Genomic DNA, 25,138 nt, shown 5'->3' with positions numbered 1-25,138 from the left:
GGAATGTATTTTCATTAGTATTTGAACATGCCTGTAAATGTAAAACCATTGAATCGGATATATTTAAAGTAATTTATCGTGACCATCTTTTCTGATAACGAACTGAACATGAGGTTCATCGCATAGATCAATATCAACAATGCCATTGTTCACCATCCCCAGTTTTAGTGCAAATCTTTCAGATGCTATATTGTCTGGATGAGAATAAGCGGTCACCATTTCTAACCCGAGTATAGAAAAAGCATATTCAAGGAGCTTTTTAGTAGCTTCACTACCATATCCCATATCCCAGTACTCAGGAAGGATCAACCAGAACATCTGATATCCCGAACCTTTTCGATCCGGACCAAGCCCGACAGAACCAATGAAATTTCCATCGGTTTTACGCTCAACTGCCAGAGCATATATCTGTTCATCACTATAGTAATTTGCAATAGTCATATCCAGCAGCTCTTTAGTACCTTCGTAGGTCTTCTGCTCAGTAGTGAACAGAAGATATTTAGTAGCTGCCTCATCAGACATGAAAGCATAGAAGCCATCAAGATCATCCCCTTTGAAAGGACGTAGGAGCGTTCTCTCGGTTTCAAGTCCTTCAGGCACTTTTAAAGACATAAATGACCATAGTTCGTCAAATAAATAACAATAGCGGTCTTACCCGAATTGATAAAAAAATAATCCTGATGATCACTTGAATGGTCAGTAAAGGAAAGAAAGGTATTGGGAATGGTAAAGGAGGTAGAAAAGCATCCCCAATTTACCCTTATTCTTTTCACTTTTTGATCAATAAGCACTGCTTTTTACAGAAACAGCTGCCAAACTGCTAGCACATTCCAAGGGAGTCAGATTGAATCCCAGAAGGAAAGAACCAACATAAACCCTATCATCATCCTGAGAAAGTGATCGTATGTATCTATCCGAAGCTACTGAAGGTGAAGCAATAATTGCTCCTGAAATACCATAGACCCCCTCAATGGAAGGGAAGGGATGTGCATTGATCACCATATCTATCGGATCAGTTGAGGACCTTATATTCAGGAACTCTTTGTTGAGTATTACAATATTACCCAAAACACGATATTTGGGATCTTCCAGGTAAGCCTGAAGTTCCACAGGATCGAGTACATCCATACCGATGAGCTTGCCACCGTGCATCAATTTAACATTATTTTTAGGCCACTGGAACTCACTGTTGGTCAAAAATCCTAGGATCATATCACAGCCAAGAACTTGACGGATACCAACGTTGCTCTTTTTGCCACACAGAATTAGTCCTTTTTGTTCATCCTCTTTCTCAAGCTTGAGTATCTTCTTCCGATCAGTTTTGCCAAGGAAAAGAACTGAGCTGATCCCTTTTGAAGATAGAAGTTCTGTTCGGACCCCATCCATAATATCTTTGTTTGTAATTTAATAACCCCCACTGATTTTAACTGATCGACCAAGATCAATTAATCAATGTATATTGTTATAATTCAATGTTACTTAAGTATTATTGAGTCAGCTACTTTTTGATGCGGACACAAAACAATAGATTTTCTAAAGAGCTTGATATAGATCATCTTTTACGATCATTTTAATGGTCAAAAAAAGAAATGGAAATATTGAGAATGTCAAAAGAGGTCGAAAACATCCCCAATTTCCTTTTTTCCTTCACTTTTTGATCAATAAACGCTACTTTTAAGAGGAGCGGCTACTAGACTGCTGGCATATTCCAAGGACTTCAGGTTGAATCCCAGAAGGAAAGAACCAACATGCAACATTTTATCATCTTGAGAAAGAGATCGCATGTATTCATCCGATGCTCTTGAAGGTGAAGCAATAAGCGCCCCGGAAATCCCGGAAACCACTTCAATGGAAGGGAAAGGATGTGCATTAATGACCATATATATCGGATCATTTGAGGACTTCCCCTTTAAGAACTCCTCGTAAAGTATTACGATATTACCCAAAACACAATATTTATGATCGTCATGATACTCCTGAAGATCCAGAGGATCGGACACATCTTCACCGATGAGCTTGTCACCGTGCATTACTTTGATATGATTTGTAGGCCACTGAAACTCATTATTGGTTAAAAAACCAATCATCACATCACAGTCAAGAACCTGACGTATTCCAACGTTGTTCTTTTTACCGCATACTATTGATCCATTTAATTCATCCTCTCTTTCAAATTCGATTATCTTCTTTCGGTCAGTTTCGTCAAGGAACAAAACTGAACCAATTCCTTTTGAAGAGAGAAGTTCTGTTCTAATCTCATCCATGATATCATTGTTTGAAATTCAATAACCTCCATTAGTTTTAACTGTTCGACCTAGAATTACTAAATCAACGTAACTTGATATAAGTCAATGTTATTTAAGTATTGTTGAATTACTTTTTGATACAGAGCCAAAATGACAACAATTAGACAGTAGGAAATAGACACAGTTAGCATGAATAATAAAGAAAATAAAAAAATGTGATATAAACCTGTACTATAAAAAAGCCAGATCATTTTTTTTATGAATAAGGAATAGTAAAATTAAAAGTACTTCCAGTATCAGGTTCAGATTCAACCCAGACAGTACCCCCATGCAATTCAACTATCTTCTTAACAATTGGCAACCTCAATCCAGTCCCCTGATATTTTTGCAAGTGGTAATTTCTAACCTGCATGAAAGGATGGAAAACGTTATCCAGTTCTTCCTTTGGTATTCCGACCCCTATATATTGGATACTAATATGTAATTCACTTTCATGAACATTGGCATGACATCTTATCGTGCTATTAGCAGATGCAAATTTGATAGCATCATTCATCAGATCATACAAGATCTCTTTGAACTTGACTCGATCAACCTTTATGATCCCAACATCAGATTCCACATTGCATCCTAAAATGATATCCTTTTCCAATGCAATAGGCTCTAATAGGACCTTTACCTCCTGCATGGCTTCGGATACATCAATATCTTCCATCTGAAGTTGTAATTTGCCACATTCTATTTTTAAAAGTTCCAATAAGCCATTAATAACTTCCAGCAGCTCCTTTCCACTTGTAGAAACATTGCTTAGATATTTTAATTGCTTTTCATTAAGCAAGCCGAATTGTTCAGTTAGCAGCACATCAGAAAAGCCTATGATCGAATTAAGGGGCGTGCGTAATTCATAGCTCATGCTCGCAAGGAAATCACTTTTTGTCTTACCGGTATTTTCGGACTCCATTTTTGCTTCAATGAGTTCCTTTTTAATTAGTTCGTTCTCATATGCCTTTGAAATAACTAAAAGATCAGTTTCAATTATTTCCTTAAACTCAAACACTAATTCGCGAGAAGAACTGGACAAAGAGTTATCGTTATTATCCAGGACACAAATTGTACCAAATGTTTCGCCGTTTGGCCATTTGATCGGAAAACCTAAATAATATTTCAGTTCGAGCTCAATATCAGGATCATGGAGCCACCCAGGATCAACCAGCTCTCCCGCTTTGTATGGATTGCCCTTTGTTTTGCTCGATACAAACACTTCGAGATGGCGAGGCTCCGCCTTCATGATGAGACCAGCAGGAACGTGTAAGGTCTGAGCCATCAGATCCACGATTCTTTGCCATTTAGAAACTGTTTCATCACTAATTTTGACATCATCAATATAAGAAGATGTACCTATTCTAACCAACCCCATAGAATATTAGGGTTTCAGTTTCTTAAATAGATATCATTTTTAAAATATGATATATGATATAGATTATATGCTTTATTTGAACTATAGGTTAAACAATATTTAGAGATGAACGTCCCAATACGTTCATCCCCAGGTCAATATGTAGTAGTTCATAATCAATGATAAAAGAAAAAGTGAATGATCCAGCCCTAAGTTCATTCAACTTTTTCGACAGCACTCATCTTACCGAGAATTAAATTATACGAGTCCTTTTCCTCATTGTACTTAACAAGAACGTCATATATTTTTATGATGCCACCATAATCCACTTCTTTGATCGCGTTGTTTTCCACGTTCATATTGTGGAATGGTAAGATCACATATACCTGCTTTCTTGAAGTGCCATCACATACTTTGTAAACACTATACTTATTGTCACCAAGATCACCTGACATCACGGAGCAAACGATATTGATGCGTTTGTCTGCAAATTTATCTATCGTTGCAAGTCTTGCGAATTTCGCTTTTAGAGGTACCTTGAACTTGATACGTGTCTGCTTATCCTTTCTCAGGATCACATAGGAATACTTGATATCAGTGTTCAAGTAACGGAACGGTTCTTCACAGTCTGCAAGCTTCTTCATCAGAACTGGCGGATTGATATCATTTTTCTGCTCAAAGCTCCAGCATTCATCCGGCTTACATCCGGCACACCAGATGAACGAGCAGGGGCTGTAAACATTAAGTCCTGAGCCTTTGAGAGCGAACATCAGCCTTCTTAGTTCTGTGGAATTCGCTTTGTCAGCAGGCTCTATCAGAACGATGTTACCATCATCAACGAGCTTTTTAGATAATTCCTTAAGAAGAGCTGCCTTCTCATCGAGGGATAGTTCACTTATCTCATTGAGCACGTTCGAGAAAACCATCATATCCACCTTATCAGGAAGATCATCAGCTGTAAGGTCTTTGATATTTGCCTTTATAGGCTCCTCAACCTTCACGTTCAAATTGTCCTTTGCATACTCAGGGACAATATGCCTATATGCTTCGAGGTTCTCATCGTAGAGCTCCACGCTATGTATATCGACCTCTGCATTGCCCAATCGCATGTAATGGTCTGCTATTGCAGCAGGAACGGTTCCCGGGCCGGTACCGAAGTCAACTATCTTCATTCTCGTCTTGAGCAGGCCGTCAAGCTCCATACCGTAGAGGACATGCTGGAACTGGATGAAATATACAGGGAACTGATAAGCAAGATAACCAAGGATACTGTAGCCTTTCTCATAGCTTATCTTCCTTGCCTTGCCTTCTTTCCAGTAACCGGCCTTCTGGGATTGTATCGCCCATCTTATTTTCTCCAGGACTATAGGGTCATCCCAGTCCTTAGAGGTCTTTTCGCCAATATACTGTTCAATGAGCCTTTGGAGCTTCTTAGGAATAGTACCAAACTTTAAAAATGAGCTCATCAATTCCTTATCTTCAGGACTGAGCACAAGGGTTTCTTTCCCAGGAGCTCGTATTATCCTGAAATCGTTCCCCATTGGTACGGCATTGAGCCTAAGGTCGAACAGAGATGGTGAAACCTCATCATAAATGGATTGTATAGACATTTCGTCTTCAACATAATCCTTGAGCTCAGAGAGCATGAACTCCTTTTTCATACGAGAGACATATTTCAGGACAGAGAGTACTTTATTAGCAGGCATCTTGTGGAGTGGAACGATTCCAAATGATAAAAGCATTGTTGAAGAAAAATTGATAATTATCATACTGAAAATATTCCCATTAAGAACCAAAATACATATTATCGATGTACATCGTAATTTTACTAAGGAATTAATGGGGGAATAATATCTTGAACAAACTAATTGTATTGCTCGTATTACTTACGGCGATCCTAGTCGCTGGATGTGCAGATAGCACTGAACAGATCATAGACGAACCAGATATCATAGAAGATGAGATGTCCGAGACTGAGGAAGCAGAAGACGATGAAAACATGCACACAGATACAGAAGAGAGCATGGGAACAACTGTAGAAGTGATGATCGAAGACTTCGAATTTGATCCACAGGAGATCCGCATATCCGTTGGAGATACGATCAAATGGACAAACCTGGATTCAGCACCACATACAGCCACAGATAACAACGATAATTTCGATTCAGGAATACTTGCCAAAGGAGAGTCATTCAGTATGACCTTTGAAGAGGCAGGAACTTTCGATTATATATGTACTCTTCATCCATATATGAAGGGAACTGTAATCGTTGAAGCCTGAAGAACCTGGATTGAAAGACATAGGTTAAAAGTTTGACTTTTTTCAAAAACTGAGGGGAATACCCCTCAAATTTCATTTACAGGGATCTGTACCTCGGTTAGCAATTCATCTTCTGTAACCTCTGCAGGATCATTGAGGTAGATGGCACGTGCAGGACCAGACATCGTAAGAGAGTGTTCAGACATATATTCGAACAATTTGGAATATGCCACATCTACTTCTTCATACGGCCCTTTGTGAATAACAGATACCGCTTTAATGGCAGGCATGCTTGTGAGACTCACAGCAGGAGTCTCGTTGGTGATACTCCCGGAAATGGGGAGAACTACCTCAATATCCGCATTATTTTCCTTGTATTCTTCATCATGACATATGAACATGACAGGGGCTATGATCTTAATATTGCTTTTCTTACCTGCTTGCCCTTCAACAAACCCGAAAAGCTCCCCGATCAATTTACCAATGGTCTCTTCATATGTTCCTTTTTCACGCATACTAAGTGCACGCATTTTCGGTACTTCTTTTAAGATTGGTTCTGATACTGACATACTTAACAACTCCAAGGTATCCATTTGCTTGAGCAGAAGCTTTTGTACATTTTGAAGCTTCGTAACTTCATATTGAGTTTCAGCATATTTTTTTTGCATCATATTCCCAATAACAACACCATCATTTCGTTTTTCAGCATCCAGCAATTTTGCAATATCTTCCAACCCAAACCCCGCCCATGAAAGAGTGCGTATCTTAATTCCTCTTTCTATCTGCGGATAAGTATAACAACGATATCCGGTGAACGCATCTTTTGATGCAGGCACAAGGAGCCCTTTGTGGTCATATAGACGAAGTGCTTTCTGTGTCAGGTGTGTCATCAATGAAAATTTACCAATTGGTATTCGATCGAATCTCATTCTGCTCAATTGATGATTGGCCTGAAACTATATAATTGGATTTTTTCTGCCATGGGTAAGAGTTTTTTAAGCTGGAACATCAAAGCAATACAATGAACTTCTGAATCACAAATTTAAAGTAGTTCAGAGCCTGAAATTGTATGGAACCAATAAACAGACATATCAACCCATATTGAACTATTCACAGAGGAATGTTAGCTCTAATCGAATAAAGGAGGGTTTCACCTGACAGATATTACACCAAAGGAAAGATTCATCAGATCGCTTGAAGGTAAGGAAGTCGACAAAGTACCCGTCTGTTCAGTTACACAGACAGGGACCATTGATCTTATGCAGGCTTCGGGCACACAGTGGCCAGAAGCACATTTTAATTCTGAGAAAATGGCCACACTCGCCATTGCAGGACATGAAGTAGCTGGCCTGGAAGGTATCCGCTATCCCTTCGATGGCACTGCTATCGCCCAGACATTAGGTTGTACCATGGGAGAGGGGACCTTTGACACACAACCTTCCATCAACGATTTTCCTTTTGAGACCGTTGATGATGTGAAAGATTTGACAGTGCCTGAGAATTTCCTTGAGTCTGAAAGGATAAAGACCATTCTGGATGCCACCGAGATCATCAAGAAGAGAGCTGACGAGGATATACCAATAATTGCAGGTCACCTCGGACCAGCTGCCATTACTTTATCGCTTGTGGGTGTGAGGAACTACCTCATGTGGTTCATTTCAAACCCCGATACCATCAAGGAACTGATAACATTCGGCACCGATATTTGCATAGAATATTCAAATGCACTCCTGGAACGCGGGGCTGATGTTGTCTGCATACCTGATTCGGAAGCAGGGCCAGAGTTGATCCCACCGGAATTCTTTGAAACGATGATATTTCCGGAATACAAAAGGCTTAACCGTGAGATAAAAGGAAAGACCATAGCCCACATGTGCGGGGATTCTGCCGATATCCTCGAAAAAGTTGCCATCTCTGGTTTCGATGGGATAAGCATAGAAGAGAAAGTAGAGGTCCAATATGCAAAAAGCGTCATCGGTGATAAGGCCTGCCTGATAGGAAATGTTTCGCCTGTGCATACACTTCTTGGGATGAAGCCCGAAGAGGTTAAAGAAGAAGCAAAACAGTGTATAGAGGATGGAGTCGATATTCTCGCACCAGGTTGCGGACTGGCACCTCATACATCACTGGAGAACTTGAAAGCATTCGTTGCTGCAAGGGATGAATATTATTTGGAGAAAGGGCTCCTGTGAGCCTATTCTCCAACTATTTATCTTATTTATATACCACAATTCGTATTATTTATTCTCATATCCAGTTTATCCTCGCAGGATCCCTTCCGGGAATGCCATTGACCTTATGCTCAGGATGACCGAACATCATACTGTATTGCACCACATGTCCTTGTGGAAGGTCAAGTTCATCCATGAGTGGTTTGTAGGAGGTTGCTGCAATGGCAAGGAAACCAGCCCAACATGTGCCTACCTCAAACGCCTGTGCTGCAAGCTCGAACCATGAAAGGGCTATGATACTATCGGTATAGCCAGTCGGATTCTCAGCCTCGGTGTGAGCAAAAGCCAAATGTGGCGCTCCTCTGCATATGGGGTCAACGCCATTTTCATAAACCGAGATCAGAGTTGGCATCAGTGACTTGAGAGGATGCTCAATGTCATCGGCCACAACCTCACGCATCCAGTCAATTGACAGAGAAGTGATCTTCTTTACTTTCTCCGGGTCGTGGACAATGGTCCAATGTACCGGCTGGTTGTTCATACCGGAAGGAGCATAGCGAGCAATATCAAGTATTTCTTCAATTGTAGACCTCTCGACAGATTCATCCGTGTAGCTTCTGACAGAGCGCCGCATCACCATATATTTACCGATCTCTGATGACGTAAGGGAAGGAAAACTATCATCCTGAAGCTGATAGTAGGTCGAGTCGAACAAAGTGGAAATTGCACCCTCTGGACAGAATACTTCGCAGTGTCCACATTTGGCACAATAGGCAGCTGCTTCTTCTGGACTGTAAGGAGTTCCACCTTCCGGACCAGGAAGTATTATCGACATCGGACAAAGTTCTACGCATACATCACAATTAGTGCACAGTTCAGGGTTTACAGAGATCACTTGCATACTATCACCTAACATTTCAAAATTAATGTTCGTTTAATGTTGGTGTTAAGAACGTATAAACTTTTCATCTGTTGAGTTCTAAATTTAAAATGTAATCATTTCAATTTCAGTTAGATCTTTGATCGACACAATTCAGATCTGTCGTTTCAGACGATCGATCTGTTCTGCATTAACAACATATAGTATCAGACAAACATGTATTATGGGGAATTTATGTGGGTACTACACGATCTATAAATAAAATAATGAAGAGCAGGCCGACCATTGAAGGAGCGGGAGTACACCTGAAAAGAGCTTTTGGTTTTAACCAGGTGCCTCAACTTGACCCGTTTCTCCTGCTTGATGACTTCCATTCGAACGATCCGAATGAATTTTTAATGGGATTTCCCTGGCATCCGCACAGGGGTATAGAGACCATCACCTATGTGCTCTCAGGAAAAATAGAGCATGGTGACAGCATGGGAAATTCAGGCGTTATCAATGCCGGGGATGTACAGTGGATGACTGCCGGAAGTGGGATAGTTCATCAGGAAATGCCAAAAGGAGAAAACGATGGCAGCCTCTGGGGATTCCAATTGTGGGCTAACCTCCCGGCATCCCATAAGATGATGGAGCCAAGGTATCGGGAAGTAAAAAGTGAACAGATCCCGGAAGTGAAATTAGATAATGATGTCCGTGTAAAGGTCATTTGTGGGGAAATAGAAGGAAATAAAGGGCCTGTACAGGACATTGTGACAGATCCTGAATATCTTGATGTGACAATTCCAGCTAATACAGTATTCACGCACCCCACTAAAATGGGATATACAGTCTTTGCATATGTGATGAAGGGAAACGGTTCTTTTGATGAAAATGAATACACTTATGCTTATGAAGCAGAAAGTGCTAAATATTCAGACCTTGAAAATTCATCTTCCATTGGCCCCGAAAATCTTATCATGTTCAATGACGGTGACCGTATCTCGGTAACTTCTGGAGATGAAGGCACTCGATTCTTACTTATTTCAGGAAAGCCACTTAATGAACCGGTTGCATGGTATGGCCCTATTGTGATGAACACACAGGAAGAGTTAGAGATAGCTTTTGAAGAATATAGGAAAGGGACATTTATAAAGTCCTGATATCAAAACTGTTCGATACCGCTGTTTTTGAAAATATCGGGCAGGCAATGGACAAAGGTATAAGAATATATGAAGAAGAAGGATGGGTTTAGGCCTGAAAATGTGCTTTAATGCCAACAAAATAGCTAAATATCATGAGATTAGAGTTGAATCCGACAACTTCTTCAATTGACTTTATATAGATTGAATGGATTTTATAACTAAAAAAGACGATTATGATTTGTTATTCAAAATCATCTCATTTTCAATAATGAATTGTATGGGTCCTTAAAGATCGAAAATGGTCTTGAGGCGGGAAGATGACCTCAATGTTTTGAGGTATTGCACCTATTGTCTGAGTGAAATGTGTCTAAAAATTTCAGAATTATCATTAAACTAAAGAGGAATTAATCTGGCCAATTATAGAAGTAATATGAAAAAAAATAATGGTGGTCGTGGTGGCAAGACAGATGCTCCAGCTGTCACAAGAGTTAGGACTCCACGAAGAGAGAACAATGAGATACTTGCAACCGTAAGTGCCCTCCTCGGAGGAAAAAGAGTTACCCTCCAGTGTATGGACGGTATCGTAAGAATGGGACGTATCCCTGGTTCAAAGAAAAAGAGAATGTGGGTACGTGAAGGCGATATTGTGATCATCACACCATGGGATTTCCAGGATTCAAAAGCAGAAGTAATATGGAAATACACAAGACCACAGGTCGAGTGGCTCGAGAGAAAGGGTTTCCTGAAATAATATATGAATAGCAATTTTTGCTTTTCATATCATCTTATTTTTTCTTAAATTTATTTTTCAGTTTATTTTTCCATTTGTTATTTTCGATATACGGAATACGTTTATTTGAGCTGAAGAACATTATTTTGTAAATCCATTGATCTGGACATATCACTGTCAGGTATGATTAAAAAAGTGCTAGAACATATTGACAGATCCAGAGCGGTTCTACCTTAAAAATAACAAAAAAGAAAATGAGAGATAAAAGAAGAAGCTTAGTCAAGCTTTTCCTTCAGGTAGTTCTTGAACTGCTCATAGTCAGCTCCTAAAAATTCCACGAATTCTTCCCTTGCCTCGACATCCTTGAGTGTCTGGGGTGGTTCAGGATCGATACCTATTGCAGACATCACTTCTTTAGGGAACTTTGCCGGGTGAGCGGTCTCGAGTGTCACAGCCAGTGTGTCGTCATTGGAAACTGCCCTGTAATCCAGAAGTCCTTTTATTCCGACTGCTCCATGGGGTTCAATGAAAATACCATATTCCTCATAGAATTCCCTGACAATATCCATTGTTTCCTCATCGGTAACTGATGTAGAAAAGATATCATTGTTGAGAACATCCATATCAGGCATCTTATTTATGTGGCCGGTCTCATCCATTTCACCACCATATATGGTCACCAATCTGGCAAGATTACTCGGGTGACCGACATTCATTGCATTTGAGATACAGTTTCTGGAAGGTTCGATCTTCGAGTACTCACCTGTGTTGAAGAAAACAGGCACTTCATCGTTCGCGTTCACAGAAGCTAATATCTTCTTAATTGGCACACCCATTTTCTTTGCGAGCACACATCCCATCATGTTACCGAAATTTCCTGAAGGAATAGAATAGATGATCTCTTCCGGGAACTCCCTAAGCTTAAGGTAGGCATAGAAATAGTATATGGACTGCGGTATGAGTCTGCCAATATTGATAGAGTTTGCTGATGAAAGGTTCAGGTGTTTAAGGTCAGGGTCTGCAAAAGCCTGCTTGACCAATGCCTGGCAGTCATCGAACTTCCCGTCCATTGCAATGGCAGAGATGTTGCCATCAAGGGTGGTCATCTGCTTTCTCTGACGGTCTGATACTTCGGACTCAGGGAACAGAACGATCACCTTTATGTTGTCAAGACCGTAGAATGCATGCGCTACAGCACTGCCGGTATCTCCGGAAGTAGCTGTTAGGATTGTCAGGTTCTTGTTCTCTTTTTTGAGATAGAACTGCATCAACCTTGCCATCATACGGGCAGCAAAGTCCTTGAATGAAGCAGTGGGTCCACGATCTAGCCTCATTATGTATGTGTTCTCATCCACTTCTTCCAGAGGAACATCGTAGTTGTAAGCATCATATGTGATCTCTTTCAATGATGCTTCATCGATCTCACCTTCAAGTATCCTGCTGAGCAACCTAAAGGCTATCTCAGGATATGGCTCATCTTTTATGGAAGTAAGCTCTTCCTCTGAGAAATGGGGGAGATCTTTTGGCATGTAAAGGCCTTTATCCGGAGCAAGACCTGTAATAAGAGCAGTTTCGAAGGATACTTCGTCTGCTTTGAGATTGGTACTATAGAGTTTCATTTTGATCAGATCTCAATTTGATTGGCGAACATTATGTTCTTTTGTTCTTTAAAGGCGTATGAAGTATGAAAAGCTTCCTTTTATAATTAATATTTCGATGGGATACTGTCCACCATTTGAATATGTCATAGAAAATTTATTATCATCCAAACATTTCGAGAAATGTACCAAAATTGCTATTATAGTAAGTCTCATAACTTTAACTAATAAGTTGAGGAGGAGATGCCAGTATGAAACAAAAAACAATATTGTTAACGATCTTTGTCCTAATAGGGATGGTCACCATATTTACTGCCGGCTGTATAGACAGCGAACCTGCCCCGGAAGCTACTATCGATGATGTAGAAGATGTCGTTGAACAAATTGATGCCGATGAAGTAATGGAAACAGATATTACCGAATCTACCGAAAGCATGAATACCACTGAATACGATCCGACTATCGATTTAGAGGGCTTTGTAGAGGTCATCGATAATCCATACTTCCCACTTATCCCGGGAACCACCTTCATCTATGAGGGTGAAAATGAGGATAAGGAAACAGAGCGAAATGTAGTCTATGTAACCCATGAAACAAAGGTTGTTATGGGCGTTACGACCACAGTAGTAAACGATAAAGTTTGGGAAGACGGGGAACTTATTGAAGAGACCGATGACTGGTACGCACAGGATGCAGATGGCAACATCTGGTACTTCGGTGAAGATTCAAAAGAGTATGAAGATGGCAAATATGTGGGCGATGAAGGTTCATGGGAAGCCGGTGTCAATGGTGCAAAGCCAGGCATTATCATGAAGATGGACCCACAGGTCGGAGATGAGTATCGCCAGGAATATCTAAAAGATGAAGCTGAAGATATGGCAGAAGTCATAAGCCTGACCGAATCGATCACCGTAGAATATGGCTCATTTGACAATTGCCTCTTGACCAGAGAATGGACACCTCTTGAACCGGGAGTTGCAGAGAACAAGTATTATGCTAAAGGCGTAGGACAGCTTAAAGAGATCATAGTAGAAGGTGATTCCGGATACATGGAATTGATAGAGATAACTACTGAATGAATATTGAACGAATAGATTTCTACTTTGGAAGAGAGGTTACATTTAATCAATTAACATTTCTTCCGTATTTATTTTAAAAATAAAGGATAGGTGAGCCTGGAAGATGCCTTTTGAAACAGACAACATAATAGTATTGCTATCAAGTCTACTGGCATTATTGCTCTTTGTTATAGCTTTCCTTACTTATGTTCGAGAGAGAAGACGAAAATTGCTTTTTGTAACAGGAGCTTTTTTATTCTATTTTCTGATGACATTTTTGGATGCGACCGAAGAGTTCTTTCCAAAAAATGGAGATACGATAGAGTTCATTGCAGGTTCTTTCAATTTTATCGTACTGCTGTTATTCTCAATTGCCATATTAACAAAAGACTAAAGCCACCATGGAACTCGAATTAAAGGTAAGAAGGCGGATCTATGACCTGATTCGAACATCTCCCGGCATTCACTTAAGGGAGCTTGAAAGACGTCTGGATATAGTGATAGGAAGTTTACAGTATCATCTTCATTATCTTGAAAAGGAACGGTTCATATATTCGTTCAAGGATGAAGAGTTCGTACGCTATTTTACCAGTGACAGGATACTGGAAGAAAGGGACAAAAATATATTGAGCCTTTTGAGAAGAACGGGATGCAGACATATTCTTATCAATTTACTCCAAAATGAAAGTATGAACAATGGAGAGCTTTCTAATGCTATTGGTCTGGCACCATCAACAACTTCCTGGCATCTGAACAAGCTGCTGAGAGGACAAGTAATAACAAAGGTAAAAAATGGTAGAGAAAGCCATTTTGTTCTAAACGAACCTGAACGTGTGGCTGAATTACTGATCTGCTATAAGGAAAGCTTTCTTGACAGTCTCCTGGATAATTTTGCTGAGATGTGGGACCTTAAGAAGAACAGAAAAAGGGATTGAATGCGTAAAGCTCTTAACCAATATAATCAATTGTTCCGCAAATGTGGATAGATGCACTTTTTCTAGCTTTTGAATATCTTATAAAGGTCCTTCCTCCGATAATCATAGGAACACTTGCCATGGCCATTCTGGTTGAAATGGGATGGGTCAATAAGTTTGGATTTATTGCTTCCCCCCTCATGCATTTTGGCCATCTGAGACAGGAAATTGGGCTTAGTTTTCTCACATCATTTGGGTCTTCTGCAGCAGGAAATTCCATGATAGCAAAATTACACTATGATGAGCACATAGACAGGAAAGAGACTATTATAGCAACAATGGTGAATTCATTCCCCTCAAGTATTGTGCTTTCAAGGGACCTTCTCCCCATAATAGTCGCATTGCTGGGAACAACAGGATTGATCTATCTGGGAATTGTAGTGCTCATAGGTTTTGTGAAAACGCTAATAGCCCTGGTAGCAGCACGACTCCTCCTCACACCGAGAACATCGGGCAAACTTAATACTGATATTGAAAAGAAAACGTTGAGAAAAGCATCCTTGATCGCACTGAAAAGGTCAAAGCGAACAGTAATGAGGATGGTCTTGACGACAACAATTGTATCAATAGCTATTTTCCAGTTAATGGAAACAGGAATATTCGATCTGATAGCCGATATTATGAAAACCTCTTTTCTTATCAATTATGTGCCAGCAGAAGGTCTGCCAATAATCGCAGGATGGTTTGCCAGTAATATAGCCGCATATACGATCGCCGGAAATCTACTCACCGCCCAAATGCTTAGCACAAGGGATATCATTCTAGCTCTTCTGGTGGGAAGGGTGCTGGCAAGTGTTCCAAGAATTAAGAGCATGCTACCATATTACACAGGAATATTCCGACCAGAACTGGGGTTGAAGATCATGACGATCTCCCTCATCATGCAGAATGGTATCATGCTGGCAATTATAGGCATTATCCTATTTTTCTGGTAAGCCTGGGAAAATATGTGCATTATTTGAGATATCCCTCTTTTAAGAGGATGTCCATTCACTAGAGATATATTCGGAATTGACGTTAGAACCCCATGCTGTAATACCCACGCGATAACTTTCACCAGCAGGCACCTTCAATCCGGAGACAGAGTAAGTGATACTGCTTTCCGGAACAATTGAAGGAATAGTTTCACTTTTGATCTGATACCAGACCATTCCTTCATCCGTGCTCTCAAGAGCTGTGTGTATCACTACATCTTCCGCAGTAATTGAACCAACATTCTCTATCGTAATTTCCAGATCAACAGAGGTCTGATAGGAATTCTTCTCACCAGCACCGGTAAATGTGAGCCGCAATTCAGGAGAAACTGATCCGATTGGGGTTATAATTACACTCTCATTTTTGTATTCATCCGGGATAACACCCACATCCCAACCGGAATTCGTGGGTTCCAGATAGAAATACTTTGTACCGTCATATTTGTAATAGCTTCCAGAGAGTTCATCGCCACCTTTCACACCTACTGCCATGTGTCCGGGAAGTTCGAGAAGTGCTACACCATAGCCCATGTCATAAAGCAAAGATGCAAGCAGTATAGATGAATCTTCACAGTCGCCGCCACCATGGTAGAGTGTTTCGAATGGGAACCTGGGATATTCATCATAACCAGCTGAAGCACTATCGCTTACATATGGAAGTGATTGCACAAAGGCCACGGTTATGTAAGGGATATCGTTTTCCCCATAGCCGCCATCATAGGCCATTTCCTCCATCTGGGAAGTAAGTTGGGATATTAACGTATCATCATATGTGTCTGTTACGAACTGTTCAAAATCACGGGATCTGGTTCTTTCGGAATATCTCTCATAGCTGTCTTTGTAATACTCGGCTGTCATACTGAATTTAGTACCATCGTATTCCCACTCATAATATCGGGTTATAGTATCACTTCCAATACTAGATTCAGGCACTTTCTGGAGATCATTATCTGAAATTTGAACCTCCCGAGAGATGGAAGACTTTGTCGTATAGGTCATGTCGATGAGAAAATTGTTATCGTGGATCTTATCTACAATCACTGAGTAGATAGCGTACTCACCGTTTGGGTCTTTTATGGTATAGGTGCTACCGGGGATCAATTTTGAGGTCAAATACTCCCGACCTTCTTTTCTAAAAGAGAAACGAACATAATTCTCCTTCCTGTTTATTTCCAGTAATTTCAGAGAATAACCGTTCTCAATATCAAGAACTGCCGTCTTTTTGAGGCTTATACTATGGTTTTCAATATTTGGACCAGGAAGAGCTTGATCGGCATACCGATCATTATTGTTTGATGGAACATCATCTGAGATACAACCCATGCATGAGATGAATAGCAAGATCATTAAAAAATATGCGAACGATCTCCTAAATTCCATACTATAAGAATTAGGCTTCCAGCTTAAAAATATTCTGGAATTCTTTTTGAGTATTCATATAAAACCGGCAAAATATGTCATAATGCTTAAATCAAAGTATACTACATTAAATTATAGGGACACAGGTAACAACTTTCAACATTTAAGGTCCAATATTTCAGTGTAGCTTATTCAAAATTAAGTTTTATTTTGGAATATATTAAACCGATGTGATATTTGAGGAGTGGAGACGGATCATGTTAGACAAAAAAGCGAAGAGATGTTCGATGCAAGATTCCATCATGGGAATGAACTATCGTTCAAAATTGCCGGAAATAGTCGATTCCGTTGTGACCAGCTGCTCAGATAAAGGCTGCTTCGAGCATATTGATTCTGCAGTCATACCTTCACGGGAATCCATTGTTGAGATCATCGACCTTTTCAAAGATGTGCTTTTCCCGGGTTATTTTGGGGACCAGACGATTGAAAGGAACAATCTGATATATCATATTGGATGTGAGATCACTGAACTTTTCGAGAAACTGTCAAAACAGGTGACGAACAGTATTCTTCATGAGTGCCATCGCACAGAAGAGGATTGTGCAGAGTGCATTGAAAAAGGACAGCAAGAAACGATCATGCTGTTAAGGAAGATCCCGCAAATAAGGACCCTTCTTGCTACTGATATCATTAAGGCCTATGATGGAGATCCGGCTGCGAAGAGTTATGATGAGATCATTTTCAGTTATCCGGGGATCTTTGCACTCATGGTGTACAGAGTGGCGCATGAGTTGCATGAACAGGATATTAAGATCCTCCCCCGCATCATGACCGAATATGCCCACAGTGCGGTTGGTATCGATATCCATCCCGGTGCAAAGATAGGAAAAGGGTTCTTCATAGACCATGGAACCGGAGTGGTCATAGGAGAGACTTCGGTGATAGGGGATAATGTACGGTTATACCAAGGGGTCACCCTCGGATCACTGAGCTTCCCAAGGGATGAAAAGGGGCAGATCCTTCGTGAACTTAAAAGACATCCCACCATAGAGGATGATGTGGTGATATATTCCAATTCAACTATCCTTGGCGGGGATACCGTCATAGGAGCACGTTCTGTTATCGGAGGCAATGTCTGGTTGACAAGGTCAGTACCTGCAGACACAAAGGTATTGATAGAAGAGCCAAAGCTGGTTTTCAAGGAGAGATCATCTTCCTGAATTAGCAGTGATCATTTTAATCATATTAAGTATTTATTATAGGGGGTTTTGATATGGAAAATATCTATGAAGATATAACAAGAACTGTTGGGAATACACCGCTTGTGCGATTGAACAGGATAACTGAGGGGTGCCATGCCACTATCCTTGCAAAAGTGGAGGCTTTTAATCCTCTGGGTTCGGTCAAGGACCGTATCGCTTTGAACATGATAGAGACCGCTGAACAGGAGGGAGTGCTCAAGAAGGGAGCCATAGTCATCGAGCCAACTTCTGGAAATACAGGCATAGGTCTGGCTTTTGTTTGTGCCACCAAGGGTTACAGGCTGATATTGACAATGCCTGAGACCATGAGCGTTGAGAGGAGAAGCATATTAAAGGTCCTTGGAGCCGAGATAGTGCTCACGCATGGCCCCAATGGCATGAAAGGGGCCATCGAGGAAGCGGAAAAGCTTGGAAAGGAGACACCTAATTCTTTTATTCCCCATCAGTTCATGAATCCGGCAAATCCTGATATCCATCGCTGTACTACGGCGGGGGAGATATGGGATGATACCGGAGGAAAGGTCGATATTCTGGTAGCAGGCGTCGGGACCGGTGGAACCATAACAGGTGTTTCAGAAACGCTAAAGTCCCGTAAGCCCGGGTTTAAGGCAGTGGCCGTTGAACCTAAGGATTCAGCAGTGCTTTCCGGGGGCAGCCCGGGACCACATATGATACAAGGCATAGGTGCCGGTTTCGTGCCGGATGTGTTGAACGTGGGCATCATTGACGAAGTGATAGCGGTCAGTAATGAAGATGCCCTTGAGACGACACGTGAACTTGCCAAGAAGGAAGGGATCCTCGCAGGCATCTCATCGGGTGCGGCTCTTTTTGCAGCATTGGATGTTGCGAGAAGGACGGAGAATGAAGGAAAAATGATAGTTGTAGTTCTTCCTGATACAGGTGAGAGATATCTTAGTACTGCACTTGTGGAAAAGGAGTGATAATTATGGACAAAGGGTTTACAAAGGATCTAAGTGAATTGATGCAATTCCCTTCAGAGGGAATTTTCAGTACGGTACTTGCCAAAGCAGAAGGCTATAACTATACCCTGATGTGTCTTGCTGCAGGAACGAACATTGATGAACATACGTCTACGAAGAACGGAGTTGTTCAGGTCCTGAAAGGAAAAGGGATCTTCAAATTGTTCGACAAGGATATAGAGATGAAAGAAGGTACCTTCATTTTTATGCCGGCAAATGCACCACATGCACTTCAGGCAGAAGAAGATCTGGCAATACTGCTTTGCCTTACGAAATAAGAGACATCAAAGGAAGGTGAGAAAGAATAGAGCATTCGTATCTCACCTTTTTACATTGTCAGTCCTCGACTTCCAGTGCATTTATTATATCGTTTATATTAAGCTCCCCCTTGACAGCTCTTTTTACCATTGGATAGATATGTGAGCAATCGTCTAAAGCTGCCCATCGCTTTTCTCCTACCTGTTTGATGATCTGTTCCATTACCTGTTCACAATCTGTACAATATGTTTTGTCAGTTTCAACTCCGCATACATTGCATTGCATAGTGTTACCCTCCACTGTTAATATTGATTTTAGAGGATATGAAGTTTTTGTATTTACAAACAAAATCAGAATATACATTTTATAGTTAATTCGAATATTTGATTGCTTGCATTTAAGCCACTCATTGATAGCATGATCAGTTAGAAATGAAATTAATGATCGTTGAAAATGCTGAAAATTAGAGTCACGACTATGGAGTTAAAGATCAGTTAAGAAAAGATTTGGATAGAGTGAGCATAGCAGCGATGTAGATTTCCCGAAGACTCTCGTACTTCAGTACAGTAAACAACGTGGGTAGACTTATCTTCTGTGTTCGGATGGGAACAGGAGTGGCCCTACCGCTATGGCCGCCATACTCATTCAAATTAACGGATTGTGATCACGTATATTGTATTACATATCAGATTTCGCCTGGACAAAGCGAGACAGATGAGGCACGGATATTAGTAAATGCGGACTGAACACCTCGTTGCCTTGGTGCTTACATCCCATTCCTATCGATCCGGTCTTTTACCGGAATCCTTAAAGTGGTCTCTTTTTAGGTTAGATTTCGAGCTTAGATGCATTCAGCTCTTATTCCTTAGCGCGTAGCTGCTCGGCAGTGCCTTGTCAGACAACCGATCGACCAGTGGCGCCGTTGCTCTGTTCCTCTCGTACTAAAAGCAACTTACCCTCAGACCACATACACCTCTAGTAGATAGTAACCGACCTGTCTCACGACGGTCTAAACCCAGCTCACGATCTCCTTTAATAGGCGAACAACCTCACCCTTGGCTGCTGCTGCACAGCCAGGATGGAAAGAACCGACATCGAGGTAGCAAGCTGCCGGGTCGATATGTGCTCTTGCCGGCAACGACTCAATTATCCCCGGGGTAACTTTTCTGTCATCTTTAGCCCGCACCAAGCGGGACATAAAGGTTCGCTAGAACCGACTTTCGTCTCGTGATCCACTACTGTGCTGAATCACGTCAGGCTAACTTATGCTCTTGCACTCTTCAGTAGGTTTCCGACCCACTTGAGTTAACCATTGCGCGCCCTTGATATCTTTTCAAGGGCGTCCCGCCCCAGGCAAACTGCCCACCTATCGGGGTCCTCCTCACGGAGTGAGGGTCGTAACTTTGGAAGGGTAGTGTCCCAATTGCGACTCCACCGATGCTGGCGCACCGGCTTCGACGTCTCCTACCTACACTGTACATCCAAAATCACAACCCAGCGACAGGCTGCAGTAAAGCTCCACGGGGTCTTCACTTCCCCCTAGAGGTCTCTAGACTCTGCACTAGAATGTAAGCTTCACCGGACTCTGGCTAGGGACAGTAGAACTCTCATTGATCCATTCATGCAAGTCGCCAATTAAGCGACAAGGTACTACGCTACCTTAAGAGGGTCATAGTTACCCCCGCTGTTTACAGGCCCTTCTTTCCGTTGAACCGAAGTTTCAGGTACCTGCACTGAGCAGGATTCAGAGATCGTACTAGCCCTTACGGGTTTGCGATCTCCTATGTTGATATTAGACAGTTAGAGTTCCCTGGTCACTGCGACCTGCCGTCTTCACGGCAGGCACTCCTTCTCCCGAAGTTACGGAGCCAATTTGCCGAATTCCCTTAGCCAAATTATTCCGACACGCCTTAGCCTTTTCAGCTAGGGGCACCTGTGTCAGATCTCGGTACGGATATTCAACTCCCTTTTCACGGGTTCCGGGGTGCAGCCGACTTTCGTCATAACATATTCGTCCGCTTCTCGCCATTACGGCTCTCCACGGATTTAGATGCTTAAACGGCGCGACAGCGCCGCTCAGCCTGCCCCAAAACGTCAGTTTTATTGTTGAATAGTACAGGAATATTAACCTGTTTCCCTTTTGATGTACTCGAATTACGGTACAACTTAGGACCGACTAACCCTCGGCTGACGATCATTGCCGAGGAAACCTAGCCCCTTCGGCGGTTAGGATTCTCACCTAACTATGCTGCTACTATTACCAGGATTTTCGTTTCCGCTCGGTCCACAGGACTTCACAGCCCTGCTTCTACCCAAACGCAACGCCTTCCTACAAGATTACCTTTCGGTACTCCGTGGTATCGGTGGTCGACTTGAGCCCCGTCCATTTTCGGGGCCCCAAACCTCGACTGGTGGGCTGTTACGCACTCTTTAAAGGATAGCTGCTTCTAAGCTAACCTTCCAGCTGTCTAGGGCTTGGGACGCCCTTTAGTATTAACACTTAGTCGACACTTAGGGACCTTAACCACGGGCTGGGTTGTCTCCCTTACGGACTACAGGCTTACCCCAGTAGTCCGGACTCCAACCTTCTACGACGACGGTGGGTTCGGAGTTTGACAGACGGGTGAGGAATTTCTTCCCCAGGACCATCAATCAGTGCTCTACTCCACCGACTATCTCCAGTTAGGTCATGCTACGACATGTTTCGGAAGGAACCAGCTGATGCCGGGTTAGATTAGCCTTTCACTCCGAGACGCAGGTCACACGAATGATTTGCAGATCAATACCGCTTGCGGTCCTCCACGTAGCTTTCGCCACGCTTCAACCTGCCCACGCCTAGATCACCCGGCTTCGGGTCGTAACTTAGTGACTCCACGCACTTGTATACGCCGCGTCTCACCCGAAGGTTGCACGCATGTTGCTTTCGCTTCGGCTTCCCAGATAAAAGGTTAGCCATCGCCACTTAGTTACACTCCCTGGCCCGTTCTTCAAAACGTATGATATGACATCGGCATTGGAACTCGTACTACAACCTCGCGGTTGATTCCTTCGAACCAAAGATCCTTTCATGCCATATCGCTCCATCACCATCAGGTTTCAGGCACTTTTAACCTCCCTTTTGGGGGTACTTTTCAGTTTTCGGTCACCCTACTATTTCGCTATCGGTCTCAAGACGTATTTAGTTTTGGAAGTTGGTGCCTCCCAAATTCTCGCGTGATTTCCAACACACGATACTCAGGAACATTTCCAATTCCTCTTTTCATTGCTTACGTGACTATCACACTCTATGGTCTAACGTTCCAGAAAAGTTCAGCTAAGAAAAGGTCGGAATCTTAGAAAGTTCCTACAACACCACATCTCCCTCACATTACTGGAGGGATTCAGTTTGAACTGTGCCGTGTTCATTCGCCATTACTAACGGCATCTCTTCGATTTCTCTTCCTGCCCCTACTAAGATGTTTCAATTCGGGGCGTTCCCGATCATTACTGATCAGCACAAATGTGCTAAGAGGTCTCATTAGGAAATCCCAGGTTCATAGGTTCCATGCACCTACCCTGGGCTTATCGCAGCTTGGCACGTCCTTCATCAGCGCTTGAGCCGAGCCATCCACCTGACGGCATAATTACCAGAGTCCATCTCACTTTGTCCAGTGAGCGTCTGATATGTAATACTTATACATGATCTCATAGCACCTGATATGGGGTACCAGGCACATCCATCCTTCCCGGGCAACGTTACTTGCCTGGTGCACTTGATGATTGTAATCATTGAAAGTGGTTTGTTGAATTTGACAGTTTATCGATTTCTGACTGATAGCGGTGATCCGCTTTGTGCGGATCTTGCTTAGGAGGTGATCCAGCCGCAGATTCCCCTACGGCTACCTTGTTACGACTTAACCCCCCTTGCGAAATTTAGGTTCGAACACGGCACTAAGTCCGTGCCCTCACCCATACCTCACTCGGGTGGTTTGACGGGCGGTGTGTGCAAGGAGCAGGGACGTATTCACCGCGCTATGTTGAAACGCGATTACTACGGATTCCAGCTTCACGAGGACGAGTTACAGTCCTCGATTCGAACTACGGTTGGGTTTAAGAGATTACCATCACCTTTCGGTGTAGGGACCCATTGTCCCAACCATTGTAGCCCGCGTGTAGCCCGGGAGATTCGGGGCATACTGACCTACCGTAGCCCGCACCTTCCTCTGGTTTAGCACCAGCGGTCCCCACAGAGTACCCATCATCCCGAAGGACATGCTGGCAACAGTGGGCACGGGTCTCGCTCGTTGCCTGACTTAACAGGATGCTTCACAGTACGAACTGACGACGGCCATGCACCTCCTCTCAGCGATTCAGGTAAAGTCTTTAGCTTGACCTACATTTTGCTGTCGCCCCCGGTGAGTTTTCCGGCGTTGAGTCCAATTAAACCGCAGGCTCCACCCGTTGTAGTGCTCCCCCGCCAATTCCTTTAAGTTTCAGCCTTGCGGCCGTACTTCCCAGGTGGTTCGCTTCACGGCTTCCCTACGGCACCAGAAGCGGTCGCACCGCCCCTGACACCTAGCGAACATCGTTTACGGCTGGGACTACCCGGGTATCTAATCCGGTTCGTGCCCCCAGCTTTCGTCCCTCACCGTCGGACCCGTTCTGGTAAGACGCCTTCGCCACTGGTGGTCCCACAGGGATTACAAGATTTCACTCCTACCCCTGTAGTACCTCTTACCTCTCCCGGTCCCAAGTCTGACAGTATTCCCCGGAAGCCTAACAGTTGAGCTGTCAGATTTCCCGAAGAACTGATCAAACCGGCTACGGACCCTTTAGACCCAATAAAAGTGATTACCACTCGGGCCGCCGGTGTTACCGCGGCGGCTGGCACCGGTCTTGCCCGGCCCTTGCTAACACATGCCGTTTACACATGTGGACAGCCAACATAAATGCTGGCACTCGGTGTCCCCTTATCGCGGTTTCCCGCATTGTAAAGTTTTCGCGCCTGCTGCGCCCCGTAGGGCCTGGATTCATGTCTCAGAATCCATCTCTGGGCTCTTGCTCTCACAACCCATATCCGTCGTAGGCTAGTAGGTACGTTACACCCACTACTACCTGATAGACCGCAGATCCATCCTTAGGCAACCGAGGTCTTTTGGCCAAAAAGCATTCCAGCATATTTGACCTATTCGGAATTATCTCCAGTTTCCCGGAGTTATGCCGAACCTAAGGGCAGGTTATCCACGTGTTACTGAGCAGTCCGCCATGTTCACGAAGAACATTTGACTCGCATGGCTTAGTCGAACACCGATAGCAGTAACCTCTGGCAGGATCAACCAGAGTTTGTTGTTAAAGCACACTAATTGGAAGTTAAACTTAAAAATTGTCGGAAAAGAACACTCTAAAGTGAATTAGAGAGTTACTTATTCATGCACAATTTCGATTAGTTCTCGATAGATAGATTTACACTATCAGTCAGAATTAATCGAACTGCCAAATTCAACGTCAGACCTGAAAAGCTCAGGTCTCCACCAATGATCTTGAATTGAAGGTGATTGAAATTCCACCCATTGAGTGGATTTCCTTAAACTCCTCCATGCTATATATACGTTCCGAATCGGAAAGCATAACCACATTTTTTGAGAATGTGAATCCAGTCATGAAAGAGCATAAACGTTTTTGAACCCTCATCCTGATCGTACCAAAATGGCACCAATCAGCTCAATGAGAGCACCCCTACCACTACGTTCTCGTATTTATAGGTAGTGTGACAATGTTTGACATGGTCGAGTCGTACATCAAAACTGGAATATCTAAAAAAGAAAGGATGGCACATGATCGTCAGTGGTAGCGCGTAAATCTGCATCAACACTGAAAATACCCAAGGAC

General features: G+C 42.6%; 21 protein-coding genes and 3 rRNA genes. 11 read left to right on the top strand and 13 right to left on the bottom strand.

Translation table 11 applies throughout. The features are described from left to right. Positions 1 to 63: 63 nt before the first annotated feature. The 5 genes from AC20MK_RS05400 to AC20MK_RS05380 all read right to left on the bottom strand — a co-directional run bounded on the left by AC20MK_RS05400 (position 64) and on the right by AC20MK_RS05380 (position 5,348). Positions 64 to 612: a GNAT family N-acetyltransferase gene (locus AC20MK_RS05400; protein ID WP_487356951.1), complete on the bottom strand. Its 549-nt coding sequence runs from the start codon at positions 610 to 612 to the stop codon at positions 64 to 66. Positions 613 to 780: 168 nt separating this feature from the next. Next, positions 781 to 1,386 carry a hypothetical protein gene (locus tag AC20MK_RS05395; protein WP_487356950.1) on the bottom strand — a complete coding sequence of 202 codons (606 nt, stop codon included), beginning with the start codon at positions 1,384 to 1,386 and terminating at the stop codon, positions 781 to 783. 272 nt (positions 1,387 to 1,658) lie between these two features. Continuing rightward, positions 1,659 to 2,264, bottom strand: coding sequence for a hypothetical protein (locus AC20MK_RS05390; protein ID WP_487356949.1), 606 nt, complete (start codon positions 2,262 to 2,264; stop codon positions 1,659 to 1,661). A 238-nt stretch (positions 2,265 to 2,502) separates the two neighbouring features. Continuing rightward, complete coding sequence (locus tag AC20MK_RS05385) at positions 2,503 to 3,663, bottom strand: sensor histidine kinase (RefSeq protein WP_487356948.1); 1,161 nt, start codon at positions 3,661 to 3,663, stop codon at positions 2,503 to 2,505. Positions 3,664 to 3,857: 194 nt separating this feature from the next. Further along, the gene (locus AC20MK_RS05380) at positions 3,858 to 5,348 is read right to left on the bottom strand and encodes a small ribosomal subunit Rsm22 family protein (RefSeq protein ID WP_487356947.1); all 1,491 of its coding nucleotides are present in this window, start codon (positions 5,346 to 5,348) and stop codon (positions 3,858 to 3,860) included. 149 nt (positions 5,349 to 5,497) lie between these two features. On the opposite strand from AC20MK_RS05380, the gene AC20MK_RS05375 reads away from it, so the two are divergent. Next, positions 5,498 to 5,923, top strand: a complete 426-nt coding sequence (locus AC20MK_RS05375) for a cupredoxin domain-containing protein (protein ID WP_487356946.1) — start codon at positions 5,498 to 5,500, stop codon at positions 5,921 to 5,923. A 65-nt stretch (positions 5,924 to 5,988) separates the two neighbouring features. Here AC20MK_RS05375 and AC20MK_RS05370 read toward each other — a convergent pair whose 3' ends face one another. Beyond that, complete coding sequence (locus AC20MK_RS05370) at positions 5,989 to 6,831, bottom strand: MerR family transcriptional regulator (protein WP_487356945.1); 843 nt, start codon at positions 6,829 to 6,831, stop codon at positions 5,989 to 5,991. 225 nt (positions 6,832 to 7,056) lie between these two features. On the opposite strand from AC20MK_RS05370, the gene mtaA reads away from it, so the two are divergent. After that, the gene (mtaA, locus tag AC20MK_RS05365; protein ID WP_487357069.1) at positions 7,057 to 8,094 is read left to right on the top strand and encodes a methylcobamide:CoM methyltransferase MtaA; all 1,038 of its coding nucleotides are present in this window, start codon (positions 7,057 to 7,059) and stop codon (positions 8,092 to 8,094) included. A gap of 55 nt (positions 8,095 to 8,149) precedes the next feature. On the opposite strand, the gene AC20MK_RS05360 is transcribed toward mtaA, so the two are convergent. Continuing rightward, complete coding sequence (locus tag AC20MK_RS05360; protein ID WP_487356944.1) at positions 8,150 to 8,974, bottom strand: nitroreductase family protein; 825 nt, start codon at positions 8,972 to 8,974, stop codon at positions 8,150 to 8,152. Positions 8,975 to 9,189: 215 nt separating this feature from the next. On the opposite strand from AC20MK_RS05360, the gene AC20MK_RS05355 reads away from it, so the two are divergent. Both AC20MK_RS05355 and eif1A read left to right on the top strand, forming a co-directional pair. Continuing rightward, positions 9,190 to 10,095, top strand: coding sequence for a pirin family protein (locus tag AC20MK_RS05355; RefSeq protein WP_487356943.1), 906 nt, complete (start codon positions 9,190 to 9,192; stop codon positions 10,093 to 10,095). 412 nt (positions 10,096 to 10,507) lie between these two features. Then, on the top strand, positions 10,508 to 10,828 hold the full coding sequence (eif1A, locus tag AC20MK_RS05350; RefSeq protein WP_487356942.1) for a translation initiation factor eIF-1A: 321 nt from the start codon (positions 10,508 to 10,510) through the stop codon (positions 10,826 to 10,828). 254 nt (positions 10,829 to 11,082) lie between these two features. Here eif1A and thrC read toward each other — a convergent pair whose 3' ends face one another. Further along, positions 11,083 to 12,426 (bottom strand): threonine synthase, encoded by a 1,344-nt coding sequence (thrC, locus tag AC20MK_RS05345; protein ID WP_487356941.1) that lies wholly within the window; start codon positions 12,424 to 12,426, stop codon positions 11,083 to 11,085. Between the two features lie 230 nt (positions 12,427 to 12,656). Between thrC and AC20MK_RS05340 the strand changes: the two genes are divergently transcribed. From AC20MK_RS05340 to AC20MK_RS05325, 4 genes are all read left to right on the top strand, one after another. After that, positions 12,657 to 13,484 (top strand): hypothetical protein, encoded by an 828-nt coding sequence (locus AC20MK_RS05340; RefSeq protein ID WP_487356940.1) that lies wholly within the window; start codon positions 12,657 to 12,659, stop codon positions 13,482 to 13,484. Between the two features lie 103 nt (positions 13,485 to 13,587). Next, positions 13,588 to 13,857, top strand: a complete 270-nt coding sequence (locus tag AC20MK_RS05335; RefSeq protein WP_487356939.1) for a hypothetical protein — start codon at positions 13,588 to 13,590, stop codon at positions 13,855 to 13,857. Between the two features lie 7 nt (positions 13,858 to 13,864). Further along, positions 13,865 to 14,398: a winged helix-turn-helix transcriptional regulator gene (locus AC20MK_RS05330; protein WP_487356938.1), complete on the top strand. Its 534-nt coding sequence runs from the start codon at positions 13,865 to 13,867 to the stop codon at positions 14,396 to 14,398. 41 nt (positions 14,399 to 14,439) lie between these two features. Beyond that, entirely contained in the window at positions 14,440 to 15,372 is a 933-nt protein-coding gene (locus AC20MK_RS05325; RefSeq protein WP_487356937.1) for a nucleoside recognition domain-containing protein, read from the top strand. Between the two features lie 39 nt (positions 15,373 to 15,411). Here AC20MK_RS05325 and AC20MK_RS05320 read toward each other — a convergent pair whose 3' ends face one another. Next, on the bottom strand, positions 15,412 to 16,791 hold the full coding sequence (locus AC20MK_RS05320; RefSeq protein ID WP_487356936.1) for a hypothetical protein: 1,380 nt from the start codon (positions 16,789 to 16,791) through the stop codon (positions 15,412 to 15,414). Positions 16,792 to 17,027: 236 nt separating this feature from the next. Here AC20MK_RS05320 and AC20MK_RS05315 point away from each other — a divergent pair, with 236 nt between their 5' ends. From AC20MK_RS05315 to AC20MK_RS05305, 3 genes are read left to right on the top strand one after another with little or no spacing between them, the layout of a single operon-like run. After that, the gene (locus tag AC20MK_RS05315; protein ID WP_487356935.1) at positions 17,028 to 17,990 is read left to right on the top strand and encodes a serine O-acetyltransferase; all 963 of its coding nucleotides are present in this window, start codon (positions 17,028 to 17,030) and stop codon (positions 17,988 to 17,990) included. A gap of 53 nt (positions 17,991 to 18,043) precedes the next feature. Beyond that, complete coding sequence (cysK, locus tag AC20MK_RS05310) at positions 18,044 to 18,973, top strand: cysteine synthase A (protein ID WP_487356934.1); 930 nt, start codon at positions 18,044 to 18,046, stop codon at positions 18,971 to 18,973. 5 nt (positions 18,974 to 18,978) lie between these two features. Then, on the top strand, positions 18,979 to 19,290 hold the full coding sequence (locus tag AC20MK_RS05305) for a cupin domain-containing protein (RefSeq protein ID WP_487356933.1): 312 nt from the start codon (positions 18,979 to 18,981) through the stop codon (positions 19,288 to 19,290). Positions 19,291 to 19,348: 58 nt separating this feature from the next. On the opposite strand, the gene AC20MK_RS05300 is transcribed toward AC20MK_RS05305, so the two are convergent. The 4 genes from AC20MK_RS05300 to AC20MK_RS05285 form a co-directional block, all read right to left on the bottom strand. Further along, positions 19,349 to 19,555, bottom strand: coding sequence for a hypothetical protein (locus AC20MK_RS05300; protein ID WP_487356932.1), 207 nt, complete (start codon positions 19,553 to 19,555; stop codon positions 19,349 to 19,351). Between the two features lie 234 nt (positions 19,556 to 19,789). Continuing rightward, positions 19,790 to 19,910 (bottom strand): 5S ribosomal RNA (gene rrf, locus AC20MK_RS05295). A gap of 69 nt (positions 19,911 to 19,979) precedes the next feature. After that, positions 19,980 to 22,905, bottom strand: a 23S ribosomal RNA gene (locus AC20MK_RS05290). Between the two features lie 211 nt (positions 22,906 to 23,116). Further along, a 16S ribosomal RNA gene (locus AC20MK_RS05285) occupies positions 23,117 to 24,592 on the bottom strand. The 16S, 23S and 5S rRNA genes sit together here, the layout of an rRNA operon. Positions 24,593 to 25,138: the final 546 nt, after the last annotated feature.

This window comes from Methanococcoides sp. DA23 (assembly GCF_057593895.1).
The sequence above is the reverse complement of the archived record's forward strand: the minus strand, read 5'-3'. Positions and strand labels throughout refer to the sequence as shown.